Source organism: Frankia sp. CcMO1 (assembly GCF_977945845.1).
This window is the reverse complement of sequence record NZ_CDWTMG010000069.1, coordinates 6,518-20,016: the sequence shown is the minus strand read 5'-3', so window position 1 is coordinate 20,016 and position 13,499 is coordinate 6,518. Positions and strand designations below refer to the sequence as shown.

The 13,499-nt window shown below is 70.8% G+C and carries 11 protein-coding genes, 1 tRNA gene and 3 pseudogenes; 5 read left to right on the top strand and 10 right to left on the bottom strand.

The window, feature by feature from the left end; all coding sequences use genetic code 11:
* Positions 1 to 7: 7 nt before the first annotated feature.
* The 7 genes and pseudogenes from AC08OU_RS11090 to AC08OU_RS11060 form a co-directional block, all read right to left on the bottom strand.
* The gene (locus tag AC08OU_RS11090; RefSeq protein ID WP_476604834.1) at positions 8 to 775 is read right to left on the bottom strand and encodes a S8 family serine peptidase; all 768 of its coding nucleotides are present in this window, start codon (positions 773 to 775) and stop codon (positions 8 to 10) included.
* Positions 776 to 1,001: 226 nt separating this feature from the next.
* Positions 1,002 to 1,160 (bottom strand): annotated as a pseudogene (locus AC08OU_RS11085) (ISL3 family transposase); the annotation flags it as partial.
* Between the two features lie 19 nt (positions 1,161 to 1,179).
* Positions 1,180 to 1,668: pseudogene (locus AC08OU_RS11080) on the bottom strand (transposase); the annotation flags it as partial.
* Positions 1,571 to 2,320: a transposase domain-containing protein gene (locus AC08OU_RS11075; RefSeq protein WP_476599450.1), complete on the bottom strand. Its 750-nt coding sequence runs from the start codon at positions 2,318 to 2,320 to the stop codon at positions 1,571 to 1,573. The pseudogene AC08OU_RS11080 and the gene AC08OU_RS11075, both read right to left, overlap by 98 nt.
* A gap of 415 nt (positions 2,321 to 2,735) precedes the next feature.
* Positions 2,736 to 2,811 (bottom strand) — tRNA-Ala (locus AC08OU_RS11070).
* 702 nt (positions 2,812 to 3,513) lie between these two features.
* Positions 3,514 to 4,032 (bottom strand): annotated as a pseudogene (locus AC08OU_RS11065) (ParA family protein); the annotation flags it as partial.
* A 257-nt stretch (positions 4,033 to 4,289) separates the two neighbouring features.
* Positions 4,290 to 5,144, bottom strand: a complete 855-nt coding sequence (locus AC08OU_RS11060) for a maleylpyruvate isomerase family mycothiol-dependent enzyme (RefSeq protein WP_462188789.1) — start codon at positions 5,142 to 5,144, stop codon at positions 4,290 to 4,292.
* Between the two features lie 244 nt (positions 5,145 to 5,388).
* On the opposite strand from AC08OU_RS11060, the gene AC08OU_RS11055 reads away from it, so the two are divergent.
* Positions 5,389 to 5,736: a molybdopterin oxidoreductase gene (locus tag AC08OU_RS11055; RefSeq protein ID WP_476599448.1), complete on the top strand. Its 348-nt coding sequence runs from the start codon at positions 5,389 to 5,391 to the stop codon at positions 5,734 to 5,736.
* A gap of 76 nt (positions 5,737 to 5,812) precedes the next feature.
* Here the strand turns inward: AC08OU_RS11055 and AC08OU_RS11050 are convergent, their stop codons facing one another.
* Both AC08OU_RS11050 and AC08OU_RS11045 read right to left on the bottom strand, forming a co-directional pair.
* Entirely contained in the window at positions 5,813 to 5,959 is a 147-nt protein-coding gene (locus tag AC08OU_RS11050; protein WP_462188792.1) for a DLW-39 family protein, read from the bottom strand.
* A 101-nt stretch (positions 5,960 to 6,060) separates the two neighbouring features.
* The gene (locus AC08OU_RS11045) at positions 6,061 to 6,852 is read right to left on the bottom strand and encodes a nuclease-related domain-containing protein (protein WP_476599446.1); all 792 of its coding nucleotides are present in this window, start codon (positions 6,850 to 6,852) and stop codon (positions 6,061 to 6,063) included.
* A 376-nt stretch (positions 6,853 to 7,228) separates the two neighbouring features.
* Between AC08OU_RS11045 and egtA the strand changes: the two genes are divergently transcribed.
* From egtA to egtD, 4 genes are read left to right on the top strand one after another with little or no spacing between them, the layout of a single operon-like run.
* Positions 7,229 to 8,725, top strand: a complete 1,497-nt coding sequence (egtA, locus tag AC08OU_RS11040; RefSeq protein ID WP_476599444.1) for an ergothioneine biosynthesis glutamate--cysteine ligase EgtA — start codon at positions 7,229 to 7,231, stop codon at positions 8,723 to 8,725.
* The gene (egtB, locus tag AC08OU_RS11035) at positions 8,707 to 10,161 is read left to right on the top strand and encodes an ergothioneine biosynthesis protein EgtB (protein WP_476599443.1); all 1,455 of its coding nucleotides are present in this window, start codon (positions 8,707 to 8,709) and stop codon (positions 10,159 to 10,161) included. The genes egtA and egtB overlap by 19 nt, the downstream gene beginning before the upstream one ends.
* 30 nt (positions 10,162 to 10,191) lie before the next feature.
* A complete protein-coding gene (egtC, locus tag AC08OU_RS11030) occupies positions 10,192 to 10,929 on the top strand; it encodes an ergothioneine biosynthesis protein EgtC (RefSeq protein ID WP_476599441.1) in 738 nt (245 codons plus the stop codon).
* A gap of 43 nt (positions 10,930 to 10,972) precedes the next feature.
* The gene (egtD, locus tag AC08OU_RS11025) at positions 10,973 to 12,052 is read left to right on the top strand and encodes an L-histidine N(alpha)-methyltransferase (RefSeq protein WP_476599439.1); all 1,080 of its coding nucleotides are present in this window, start codon (positions 10,973 to 10,975) and stop codon (positions 12,050 to 12,052) included.
* Between the two features lie 39 nt (positions 12,053 to 12,091).
* Here the strand turns inward: egtD and ilvD are convergent.
* Positions 12,092 to 13,499: dihydroxy-acid dehydratase (gene ilvD / locus AC08OU_RS11020; RefSeq protein WP_476604833.1), on the bottom strand; the 1,408-nt coding region annotated here is incomplete at its 5' end.

Sequence of the window (13,499 nt, the reverse complement as noted above, 5' to 3'; positions counted from 1 at the left end):
ATCACCATCAGATCCACGGCCAGCCCCGGGACGTACTTCCCAAACAGGCCCTAGCGGACAGCACCATCGCCGAGTTCGCGAAGACGATGTCGGCCTCCGGCGCGACGCCGACGAGCCGGAACGGCGGCAGGCCCGCATCCCCGCCCGCGCCACTGCCCGCAGCGATGCCCGCCACGTGCGAGCCGTGGTCGGACTGCGAGCTGGTCCAGATCGCGTTCATCCGGTTGTTCGCGACCACGTCGGCGACGGCGGTCTGGTCCCACCAGACGCCGTACGGGAAGCCGGGCGGCGGCCCCTGGCCGGCCTCGGGCCGGGACACCTGGTCCCAGTAGCCGATCACGCGGCTCTTCGGCGGCATGACCCCAGGTACCGTGAACGTCGGGTGCGTGACCGTGAGCCGGTTGTCGAGGATGCCGACCAGAACGCCCTTGCCGGTCGCGCCGGGCGTCCCGCCGACCGAGTACGGCGGGGCCTGAGCGCGCACGGCGGTGGCCTTGATCTCCGGCATGCTGCGATCGATCAGCAGGTGCGTACGCGCTGAGGCGGCCAGCCACCGCACGCCCGGGACCGCCTCCAGCGCGGCCATGTCGGCGAGCCACACGGTACCGGTAGCCACCTCGCCGTCGTGGTGGCCGAGCTCGAGCCCGGCGGCGGTGAGCGTGGCCGGATCGTCCGCATACGTCACGAAGACGTCGACGCGGCGCTCAGGCTCCCCGTCGTGCCGCCAGCTCTCCAGCTCGCGCAACAGGCCCGCGTCGCAGCGGTCCCCGGCCACCTACAGCTGCCCGGGTGGATCGACAGACACGGTGACCGTCATGTCGTTGACCCCGTCCTCATCGTTTTCGTCGTCCTGGCGGTCGAAGACTGATCGAGTACCAGCACAGCGTACTGTGTGTCCGGGTGCGGCGATCATCTGTTTGTTGCCGATGTAGCTGGCGACGTAGTGAATGGGGGATGTGTCCAGAAAACGGCTCTGGCTCACTTTCGGCGGTGACCGAATGTCAGCCGAGCAGGATGCGGTGGCGGAGGAGGGTGAACTCGGCTCGGCCGTGCATCTGGCGCATGATCCGTCTGGTTTTGGTGTTCACGCCTTCGGTGCCGCCATTGTGGTGGGCCACAGCGAGGGCGGCGTTGACGGCCGCGCGGTCGAGGTCGAGTCCGCATCCCCCGACGGCGGAGCAAAGCCCGGTTCGCCCGGGAGCTGTAGGCCTTGTCCGCCATGACCCGGTCGGGACGGGTCCGGGGACGGCCAGGCCCCGACCGGGGAACACGGATCTTGTCGAGTACGGCCGAGAACTGCGGGCTGTCGCCGCGCTGCCCGGCGGTGACCAGCAACGCCAGCGGACGACGGCCCTGCTCGCAGGCAAGATGAATCTTTGTAGAGAACCCACCGCGGGAACGTCCCAGCCCATGGCCGGCCGGTTCTGTGACTACTCCTCCCGGAGGTTCCCGCCGAAGATCCCCCTTTTGCGTGCACCGGCGGCGTGCTGGTGGGCCCGGGCCACCGTGGAGTCGACGGAAACGTCCCAGGTGATCAGCCCTTGCGCGTCCGCCTGGGCCTGAAGCTGGGTCAGGATCCGTTCCCAGGTGCCGTCCCGCTGCCAGTTCCGAAACAGTCCGTAGGGGGCAGCCGCAGGCTGGCCTTGACCCGCCACAGCAACGCCGCACCGGTGTCCGCCGCCGCACACCAGTCCGTCCAGGAGTAGAAGTTGCGGTCCGCGAGCAACAGCCAGCCCGAGGCCAGCCGCGGGTAGAGGGCCCGGGCCAGGGCCTGCTCGCTGGCGGGCTTCGTCCCACCGGCCGGGCCGAGCGCGGCCAGGACCGGGACGTGTGAGGCACACTCGGACACGGTGACCGGGCGGACCTTCGGCAACACCCCCGGCGCGTCGTCGCGGCCCACCGGCACGCCGAACGCGGAGATGTTCACCTTCGAGGCCGGCACGTCCCATTCCAGCCCGTCGATACTCATCAGCCGCCACCGGGCGAGGAACGCCCCGGCCGTGTCCAGGTCCGCGACCGGCCCGGCGACCTGGCTGAACAGCTCCGCCAGCGGCCGGTCCCCACCGCAGCCCCACCACGTCGAGATCGGTGAGCGTGGCAGCGAGCCGGCGGGCGACCGCCTCGTAGTCGTCGTCCGCGCGAACAACGCGAGCGCCACCACGAAGTAGGCCACGACCTGCGGTGGGATCGTCGCATCGGAGCGCCGGGCACCCGCTCCGGTCGCCTCATCGACCGCATCACGCGGGACGAACGACGTCAGGACCCCCAGGGAGATCCAGTCCGTCAGCTGGCTACCCGCCACCGCCCCCGTGTCCGCCACAGCGCTCGATCATGCCGCCAACCAGACGGAACCACCTGAATCGACACACCACAGCCCACCAAGATCTAAATAGTGGAAGTGGCATTGAGGCAAGCCCCGATACAAACTCGCACACCGTCATCTTGGGACTTTCTGGTTCATGACCGCGCGAGTTCCGACTCCTCCGCACGAGGCATCATGATCCCGGCTAATCAGATGCCAGATCCCAGCGGAGACATCTTGGAGTGCACGCTGGCCGTCGACATCCCTTGCTCGACCAACCTCCCACGACTACCCAACGTAGTCGAGACTTGTCGATGCACCCGGGAATCGAACCAGACGATCAATACCCCGACCTGGACATTCTCTATTCGATCAAGGATCAGATCTCATAGAATTTACCTATTTGCCCAGGTCAGGGCATTGTTGCGCATCGTGGTGGAGACGAGGGGACTCGAACCCCTAACCCCTGCCTTGCAAAGGCAGTGCTCTGCCAATTGAGCTACGCCCCCGAGGGACGCGCTCCGGCCGGGACGGAACCATTCGACGATGACCACCTCGGCGAAGCGCTTCACAAGCGTACGGCATGACGGTCTCCTCGGACGTTGGTCCGGCACGGGAACCACCCGGGAACCATGGGGGGACACCGATGCTCGGGGGGATCCGGTCTTCCGGCGGTCACAGTGCCCGCCTACGACCATCGTGCCCCGCGGAAGCCCTGTGGATAACCGGCCCGTCGGCCAGGACCGGCGCAGGGTCGGATCGATGAAGGCCAGCCGCTCCCGCACCTTGACCGCGAGATCCCGGAAGTCGGAGTAGCACCGCCGCACCGCGCTCTGCGTACCGCCGAGCGCGCCGTCTCCGGCCCGCAGTTCGAACATCGGCTTACGGGCGTCGTGCGCCAGCGGGATCAGGTTCGCGTAGTGCCCCAGAGTGGCGATCTCGAAGGAACGGTCGTGCGGTCCGGGGTTCCCGCTGGTGAGCACCGAGGTCGCGAACACCTCGGGAATCCGGTCGAGCCACCGGTCGTGCGCCTTTGCCGGCCGGTCGGTCCGCGTCGGCGGCTGCATCACGATGTACCCGATCGGCATCATCAGCCCGCGCGGAGCCGAGATGCGCTCGGGAATCTTCGGCAGCACCGTGCCCTGCCAGGTGGAACGCCACTCCCGCAGCGTGGGGCCGAGGTTGCGCAGCCCCCGCAGCGAGAACAGGTCCGCTGCCAGTGGCATGAGCACGGTGTCGGCGGACAGCAGCGCGGCCCGGTTGATGGCCCCCAGATTGGGCCCCACGTCGATGAGCACGATCTCGGCGCCAACCAAGCGGGCACCATGGTCGATGACCCGGTGCAACGCCGTCGTCGTACGCAGCGCCGCGATGTCCTTGCCGAGGAAGCTGTTCGGCCAGGCGGCCGACAGCCGGTCCTCGAAGACGCTCAGCTCGACGTCACCGGGCAGCAGCCACAGGCCGTCCTCGATCGTCACCGGATCGAAGAGCGCGACGTCCCCGACCCCCTCCATGATCGGCCCGATCGCCGTCGCCATCGTCCCCGTACCGGGGACAATCCGAACCGGGCGCACGTCGAGGTCGATGATGGGCTTCGGCGCGGACGACGCGGTGACCTCCGGCTCCTCCCACAGCTGGGTCAGCTCGTCCTCGTCGAGGAACTGGGCGGTCAGGTTCGCCTGCGGATCGAGATCGACCGCGAGCACCCGGTGACCCATGCGCTGCAGCATGTGCGCCAGGTGGTAGGCGAGGGTCGTCTTACCGACGCCGCCCTTGTTGTTGAACAAGGGCGGCGTGATCATGAAAAGCTCCGGCCACGATCCCCATGTCGCCCGCGCGCCGCCTCACCCCAGTTGTCCCTGTTGTCCAACACGGCAGACATTGTCGCGCTAGCCGGAAACCTCAGAAGAAGCCCGCCCCGTCGCGGGTCCCGCCAGCCCGGTCCGGGACGCCGAGCAGCCGGCCGGTCAGTCCGAGAAAGCGCCGGTCATTCCCAGGGGGCGAGGGTGGGCCAGTCCGGCCGGCCCGGGTCCCGGCCGGCGAGCCAGCGCAGCGTCGGCCTGGTGGGCGTATCGACGACCACACGCCGCTGCCCGCGACCGACGGCGGTCGACGGCCGGTCCCCCGGCGCCAGCACGACGGTGATCTCCGGGGGTACTCGGGCCGGCAGCCCGCGCAGGGTCCACTCCCATTCGGTCTGGACGTAGGCCGGGCTCAGGTCCGCCCAGCCGGGACCGCCGAGATCGGCAAGATCGAGGTCGACGAGGTGTATCTCGGTCTCCCGCCAGCGGAGGAAGACCAGATCAGCAAGGGTCGTCAGGCCATAGGTGGCGGTGTGCCCGAGACCCGTGCGCCAGACGTCGACCTGCACGCCGTCCCAGGCCCGCTCCAGCCGGGTCACCGCGGCCACCAGGTCGTCGCGGACCTGGGCGGCGGGCAGATCGCAACCGGCGGCGATGCCGTCCTCCCGCTGCTGCGCGCCCCCCGGGTACTGGGCCCGGATCCCACCGGCCCGGGCGGCTTCGACCATGCCGGTGTGACTGTCCGCGTTGCGGGCCAGGTGGGTGAGCAGGTGACCGACCGCCCAGCCCGGCAGGCCCGACGGACGGCGCACGACGATGTCGTCCAGCCGGCCGGCCACCTCCAGTAGACGCCGATGGGCCGCTGCACATCCGGCGAGCCGATCGTGCGGAACCACCGAGGGGAGGTAGGAGGGACCGGACGGCGGCGACGTGTCGATGCTCGACTCCTGAGCGATGCTCACACCCGCCCCGGAGTCGGCATCAACTCCCGCGCCGGGGACGATGGCGTCGGACGGTCGGGGCGAGGTCGGGGTGGTCATGGTTCTACGGTGCCCCCCGACGCCACCACACGCCACCACACGCCACCACACGCCAGGTCAAGCCTCCTACCAGCGTCTTTACCCGCAGATTCCTTATAGTCGGCACACGTTGCGCTCGAGATCCGGGCCGCGTCCGACGCTCCCTCGATGGCCGACGTAACGCGGTGGAAACAGCTCCGAGCGAAAATACCCAGAGGAAGATACGGAAAGCATGCACACGGATACCCGGCGGAAGGATGAGCGGATGTTCACAACTCCTCGCTTCCTGCAGGGCATTGTCCCCTTCGAGGGCAAAGGTCTGGATGTTCCGATTTCGCTTGGCTCGTCGTTCAGCTACGTCGTCCCAGCCGGCATCACCGCCCAGCCGCTCTACTTCCGGGGCGGCAACTCGACGGACGAACTGATCTGCCCGATCCTCCTGCGGAACGGGGTTCCCATGCGCTTCTTCCCGATCGGAGCGCGGGGTTCAATCCACGTGCCGCTGCGCGTCGTCGAGGATCTGGTGTCGGAGACGCACATCGAGCTGCACCTCGCCGCCCCGGCCGGACTGGTCGGCACCCTGATCGCCGACGTGGGCCTAGTCGAGCTCTGAGGCTGAGGCCCTGAGCTGGAAGCTTCGGCGGGCTGACCCCCCGGGCCGGGCTGGCATCCCGGCCTTGCCGTGGACCTCAGCGCCCGCCGGCCGGGGCGCCCGCCGCGGAGGTCGCCTCCCGCCAGAGGTCGATCTCCTCCTTGCCCCTGCTGCGGCGCCGGACGGCGGTCAGCGCGGCTCCGGCGCTCGCCAGTAGAGCCAGCACGGTCACCTTGCGAACCATCTCGTCTCCTTCGTAGGCCACCTTCACCCAACGGTATCCCGCCCGCCGGCACCGTGGCCGGACCGGGTCGCATCGCCCTGATCAACGTCACCGCAGGCTGATCAACGCCGCAGCAGGCCGCGCAGCCGGGATCGGGCCGGCCAGGACGGCGGGGGTCCCGACACCGCATAGGCCGGGAACACCCGCTCGGCCACGTCGACCAGCATCGCCACGTCGATGGGCCGAAGCACGACCCCGGCGGAGAGCACGTAGTCGGCCACCCCGGTGGCAGGCAGCAACAGCACGCCCTCGACGAGGGCCAGGCCGGCGGGAAGATCCGCGCGGGCGAAGGCCACGACCGGCTGGACCTCCAACTGCCAGCCCGCCGGCAGTTCCGCGAGGAGCTGCGCGGTGGCCTCCTCGCCCATCCACGCGACCAGCCCCAGCATCGCCCGCAACGGAACCTTGCCGGCCCAGACCCCGGCGGCGTTCTGGCGGATCGGTCCCGGATGGGCGTCGGTCTCGATCACCCAGGCCCCGGACGGCCCGATGACGAGATGGTCGATATTGCCGGCCGAGTCGGCCAGCGCGCGGTCGTGCAGGACGGTGTAGCCGGCCCGGACCAAACGGTCCAACGCCCGTGCGGTGCTGCGTTCGGCCTCCGCGTCCTCGCGCCAGGCCTCGATCTCCGGCGGGGACCGGAGAAACCGGGTCGCCGCGACGAGGACCACCACGACGGCCGAGATGATCGCGAGCTGCACGGCCACGCGCGCGGGCAGCCCGACCAGGAGGCTGACCACGGCGACGACGAGGGCGACGGCACCCGCTGTCGCCCCGGCGACGGCCATCGCCCGCCGTTTATGATCACCGCGCTCGGCGACGTACAGCTGCTTGCGCCGCAGGTACTCGGCCATGGCCGAACGTCCCGCTGACTGCCGATCGGACACGTCCGCGGTCACCACCTCCCGGCGCCGTCACGACGCCGTTGCGCTCGGCGTTGTCTCCGGGTCCGGAACCGGCTCCGCCGTCAGTCAATCACGGCGTGCTACTGACTCCCGGTCCGTCCCGGTCACCATTCCATCGAATACACAACAGCGACAGGGTCAAGGGGGTGGAATATGCGAGGGAGAAGCACGTTGAAAACACATCTATACCACCCATCGGCGAGCTGGGCGAGGCGACACCGAGTACGGCGGCTGGGTAGGGGGCCGGCAGCGCCGGGGAGAACCCACCAGAGGCCACCGCCGGGCGCGGTGTCGAACAGTTGCAGTGCCGGAGAGGAGCCACAGGATGCCACGCCACGTGACACCCGAGGGGATCCGGAATGACGAGCCGCAACCACCACACCCTCACTCACAGCCACAGCGGCGGGCGATCGACACCGACCAGGTACGGGCCTTCGCGGCCGGCTGCGTCACGCCGGTCCACGGGACAGGCGATGAGGCGGCCCGCGGGAACGCCCGCAAGGACACCTGGGGGGACGGCCATAGGGATACCCGGGGGAACGGTGGCCCGACGGTACCGGGAGGATGCGTCGGCATCGAGACGGAGTGGCTGGTCGTCGACACGCAGGCGGTCCACTGCCTGATCCCGCCGGCCCGCACGCTGGCGTCCCTCGCCCGGATTCCCGGGACCACCCCGGGCCCCGGCGGGCCGGTCCTGCCCGGGGGCAGCCGCATCACCTTCGAGCCCGGCGGCCAGCTGGAGCTGTCCGGGCCGCCGGCCGAGCTCACCGCGGCTGTGCGGGCGACCTCCGCCGATCTGAACCTGGTCCGCTCCGCCCTGGCGGTGGACGGCCTGGCCCTCGTCGGCATGGGGGTCGATCCCCTGCGCGTCGGGATGCGGCAGACCACCGCGTCCCGGTACGCGGCGATGGAGGAGCATTTCCGGACCGGGGGCGGGGCGTCCGGCACGGTGATGATGTGCTCGACCGCCTCCGTCCAGGTCAACCTGGACCTCGGCGGCTCGCCTGCCGAGGCGGCGCGGCGGTTCCAACTCGTCCACGCTCTCGGCCCGGTCCTCACCGCCCTGTTCGCCGCCTCACCCGCGTACGCCGGCCGCCGGACCGGATGGCGGTCGACCCGCCAGGCGGTGTGGGACGGCATCGACGCGAGCCGGACCCGGCCCGTCGCGGCCGCTCTCACGGCCCCGGGGTCCAGCGACACCGAGCCCGATCTCGTCGACCTGTGGGCGCGGTACCTGCTCGACGCCAAGCTGATGATGGTCGGGAATCCCGCCGGGGCCGGCGACCCCAAAAACGATCATCATTTCGTCGCGGTCCGGGACGGCTCGACCTTCGGGGACTGGCTCGCCGGCCGCGGCCCGGTCACCCGTCCCCCGACCCGCGACGACCTCTCTTACCACGCGACCACGGTGTTCCCGCCGGTCCGACCGCGTGGCTGGTGGGAGCTGCGCTACCTCGACGCGCAACCAGGTGACGGCTGGCAGGCCGCCGTCGCGATGCCGACGGTACTGCTTGACGACCCGGTCGCCGCGGACGGAGCGTTCGAGGCGTGCCTGGCCGTCGCGCATCGCTGGCCGGCCGCGGCGATGCTCGGCATGGCCGACGAACCCCTGCGACGCGCGGCGGTGCGCTGCGTCGACCTGGCCGTGAGCGCCCTGCGCCGCGGCGGCGCGACCGATCTCGCCGAGACGGTCGAGTCGTTCGCCGGGCGCTACCTCGACCGCGGCCGATGTCCGGCCGACGAACTGACCGAACGACTTCTCGCGATCGGCCCGGCCGGTCTGCTGCGTGAGGAGGCCCACCGGTGCGTCTCACTCGTCTGACCCAGTCCCCGGCGTCCCCGGCCGACCCAGCCGACCGGGAGACCGCCGCCGCCCAGGAGGCGATGCCGACCCAGGAGGCTATGCCGATCACCGCCGACACCGTCGCCGACGCCCTCCGGGTCGCGCGCCGGCGTTCACTCACGTACACCGACATCGCCGCGGAGGATCTCCTCCGCCAGCACTCGCCGCTGATGTCCCCGCTGGTCTGGGACCTCGCTCACGTCGGCAACTACGAGGATCTCTGGCTGGTGCGCGCGCTGGCCGGCGGCGCCGGGACGCGGCCGGGGCTCGACGACATCTACGACGCGTTCCGGCACAGCCGCGCGAGCCGCAGCCGACTGGCCCTGCTCGGCCCCGCCGAGACCAGGGCGTACCTGCACGAGGTCCGCGGCCGCACCCTCGACCTCCTCGACCGGTTCGGACCCGACCGGTTCGGACCGGTGGCCGGCGCCACCGCGGAAACCGCTGCCGTACCGGAGCGGGAACGGCTGCTCGCCGACGGCTTCGTCTACGGCATGGTCGTGCAGCACGAGCACATGCACGACGAGACGATGCTCGCCACGCACCAGCTCCGCCAGGGACCGCCGGTACTCGCTCCCGGCGCGGCGCCACCGCCCGGCCGCCGGGTGCCGCGGCCGGAGGTCCTCGTGCCGGCCGGCGAGTTCACCCTCGGTACCAGCACCCATCCCTGGGCCTTCGACAACGAGGGTCCCGCCCACCGCGTCCACCTCCCCGCGTTCTGGATCGACACCATCCCCGTCTCCAACCGGGCGCAGATCGCCTTCATCGACGCCGACGGCTACGACGACGAGCGGCTCTGGTCGACGGCGGGATGGGAATGGCGCCAGACGGAGGGCCTGAGCGCGCCCGCGTTCTGGTGGCGCGAGGGCGGCACCTGGCTGCGCCGCCGGTTCGGCCGGGTCGAGCCGGTTCCCCTCGATGAGCCGGTCCAGCACGTGTGCTGGTACGAGGCCGAGGCGCATGCCCGCTGGGCCGGCAAGCGGCTGCCGACCGAGGCCGAGTGGGAGAAGGCCGCCGCCTACGACCCGGTCACCGGACGTTCACGGCGGTATCCGTGGGGGGACACCGATCCGACTCCGGAGCGTGCCAACCTGGGCAACCGGACGAGCGGCCCGGCCCCGCTGGGGGCCTATCCCGCGGGCGCGAGTCCCTGCGGAGCCGAACAGATGATCGGGGACGTCTGGGAATGGACGGCGAGCGGGTTCACGCCGTACCCGGGCTTCGCGTCTTATCCCTACCGGGAGTACAGCGAGGTCTTCTTTCCGAAGGCCGGGCGGGAGCCGTCCTTCCGCGTCCTGCGCGGGGGCAGCTGGGCGACGGACGCCGTCGCCGTCCGCGCCACGTTCCGGAACTGGGACTACCCGATCCGCCGGCAGATCTTCGCCGGATTCCGGCTGGCCCGCGACGCCGGGTGACGAGCGAGCACGTGTGCGAAGGAGACCTCGGTGTGTCGGCACCTCGCCTGGATCGGAACGCCACGGACCCTGGCGGGGCTGACCCTGGAGCGTCCGTACAGCCTGCTGCGCCAGTCGTGGTCGCCGAGGCGGATGCGCCACGGCACGGTGAACGCCGACGGGTTCGGAGTCGGCTGGTACGCCCCGGCGCTGCGGGCGGCGCCGGCCCGGTTCCGCCGGGCCGTGCCGATGTGGACAGACGCCTCGTACGCCTCGATCGCCGGCGCGGTCGCCTCCGGCTGCGTGCTGGCGGCCGTGCGTAGCGCCACCGTCGGCATGCCGGTCGAAGAGAGCGCGACGGCTCCCTTCACCGACGGCCACCGGCTGCTCAGCCACAACGGCCGGGTCGACCCGGTGGCCGTCCGGCGGATGCTGCGCGACCGGCCCGACGCTCCGGTCCCGGACTCGACGTGCGACTCCGCGCTGCTCGCCGCGCTGGTGTGGGAGCGCGCCGAGAAGCGTCCACTCGCCGAGGCGGTCGCCGAGGTCGTGCTGTCGCTGGACGCGGCGGGTCCGGGCGAGCGGGCCCGGCTGAACCTGCTGGTGGTGGATGGAACCCAGATCGTGGCGACCGCCTGGCGGGACAGCCTGTCATACCGGATGGAGAAAGATGGAGTCCTGGTCGCAAGCGAACCAGACGATGACGAACCGGGCTGGGTGGACGTTCCGGACCATCACCTCCTGGTAGCCGACACACACCAAGTCACTCTTCGTAACATGATCTCCTAGATCGGTTACCGTGGGTTGCACCACGTTGATGGAGGGCACATCCATGACACCAAGGACTCCGACAACCGCCCGGGCGGATGATGCCGTCCCTGAGGGGACGGGCGCGAACGGCACGGCGGAGATCCCATTCCCGGGCCTCTCCGTCGACCGCCACCTGCACGAGTCGGATCGTACCGTCACGCTGGCCCGCGACGTCCTCGCCGGCCTCACCGCGAGCCCCCGCGAGCTGCCGCCGAAGTGGTTCTACGACACCACCGGCGGCATGCTGTTCGACAAGATCACCCAGTTGGCGGAGTACTACCCGACCCGGCGGGAACGGGCCATCCTGGTCAGTTACGCCGACGAGATCGCGACGGCCTGTCCGGCCGACACCCTCATCGAGCTGGGATCGGGAACCTCCGACAAGACCAGGCTGCTGCTCGACGCGCTGCGGGCGGCCGGCAACCTCCGCCGCTTCATCCCCTTCGATGTCGACGAGGCAGCCCTGGTGCGGGCGGGTCGCGGGATCCTCACCACCTACCCGGGGCTCTCCGTGGCGGCCGTGGTCGGGGACTTCGAACGGCATCTGCACCAGCTGCCCCGAGGTGGCCACCGGCTGCTCGCCTTCCTCGGCGGCACGGTTGGCAATCTGCGCCCCGCGCAGCGGCAGAACCTCCTCCGTACGCTGCGCGGGCAGGCCGAGAGCTCCGACGCCCTGTTGCTGGGAACGGACCTCGTCAAGGACGTCGACCGCCTCGTCGCCGCGTACGACGACGGTGCCGGGGTCACCGCCGCCTTCAACCGCAATGTGCTGACGGTGATCAACCGGGAGCTCGGGGGCGACTTCGACATCCGCGGATTCGCGCACGTGGCGATCTGGAACGCCGAGAACTCCTGGATCGAGATGCGGCTACGTTCCGTTCGGGAGCAGCGCGTCTCAATCGCGGCCCTCGCCGTCACGGCCGGCTTCCAGCCGGGCGAGGAGATCCTCACCGAGATCAGCGCCAAGTTCACCCTGGACGGCATCGCCTCGGAGCTTGCGCTGGCGGGCTGGGCGGTGGCGCGGCAGTGGACGGATCCCGACGGGGATTTCGCCGTAACGCTCGCGACGCCGTCGTCCGCCCCCGCCGCCGTCCCGGTCTGAACCCGTCCCGGTCCGAGCCGGGCCCGCTCGGACGCCTCGTCAGCCGCCGAGCAGACCGACGTCGCGCGCGGCACCGGTGGAGGCCGAGGTCGCCATCGCCGCATAGGCCCGCAGCGCCATGGACACCGGCCGTTCCCGCCCCGTGGGACGGTAGCCGCCGGCCGCGTCCAGCGCCGCGCGTCGGCTCGCCAATTCCTCGTCGGAGACCACGAGCTCCAGCCGGCGGGCCGGGATGTCGATCTCGATGATGTCCCCGTCGCGGACCAGGGCGATCGTCCCGCCGTGGGCCGCCTCCGGGGAGACGTGACCGATCGACAGTCCGGAGCTCCCGCCGGAGAACCGGCCGTCGGTGATCAGAGCGCACTTCGGGCCGAGACCGCGACCCTTGAGGAACGCGGTGGGGTAGAGCATCTCCTGCATCCCCGGGCCACCGCGGGGGCCCTCGTAGCGGACGATGATCACATCCCCGGCCTTGACCCGCCCGGTGAGGATGGCGTCGACCGCCTCCTCCTGGCTCTCGACCACGAGCGCCGGGCCGCGGAAGGCCCACTGGCTCTCGTCCACGCCGGCCGTCTTCACGACGGCGCCCTCGATGGCCAGGTTGCCGAACAGCACCGCGAGCCCACCCTCGGCGGAGTAGGCGTGCTCGACCGAACGGATGCAGCCGTCTCTGGCGTCGGTGTCGAGGGTGTCCCACCGATTGGTGGAGCTGAACGGCTCGATCGTGCGCACGCCACCCGGCGCCGCGTGGAACAGCTCGATCGCGCCCGGCGAGGGGCTCGGGCCGCGGACGTCCCAGCGGTCGAGGAACTCGCGCAGGCTCGCCGAGTGCACCGTATGCGGGTCCGGGTCGAGCAGCCCGGCCCGGTCGAGCTCGCCGAGGACCGCGGGGATGCCGCCCGCCCGGTGGACGTCCTCCAGGTAGTAACGGGTGGAGCTCGGCGCCACCTTGCACAGGCAGGGGACGGTGCGGGAGATCCGGTCGATGTCGGCGAGGGTGATGTCGACGCCGGCCTCGACGGCGGCAGCCAGCAGATGCAGCACGGTGTTCGTCGAGCCGCCCATTGCCACGTCGACCGCGAAGGCGTTGCGGAAGGCGGCGGCGGTCGCGATCGACCGGGGCAGGACCGCCTCGTCGTCCTTCTCGTAGTAGCGCCGCGCCAGGTCGACCACGAGACGCCCGGCCTCGACGAACAGCTCACGGCGGGCGGCGGCGGTGGCCAGGGTCGACCCGTTGCCGGGCAGGGACAGCCCGATCGCCTCGGTCAGGCAGTTCATCGAGTTCGCCGTGAACATGCCGGAGCAGGATCCGCACGTCGGGCAGGCCGAACGCTCGATCATCGACAGGTCGCCGTCCGAGATGTCCGGGTTGACCGCCGCCGACATCGCGGTGATGAGGTCCAGCCTGGACCGGGCCGTGCCGCCGGAGATGACCGCATTGCCCGAC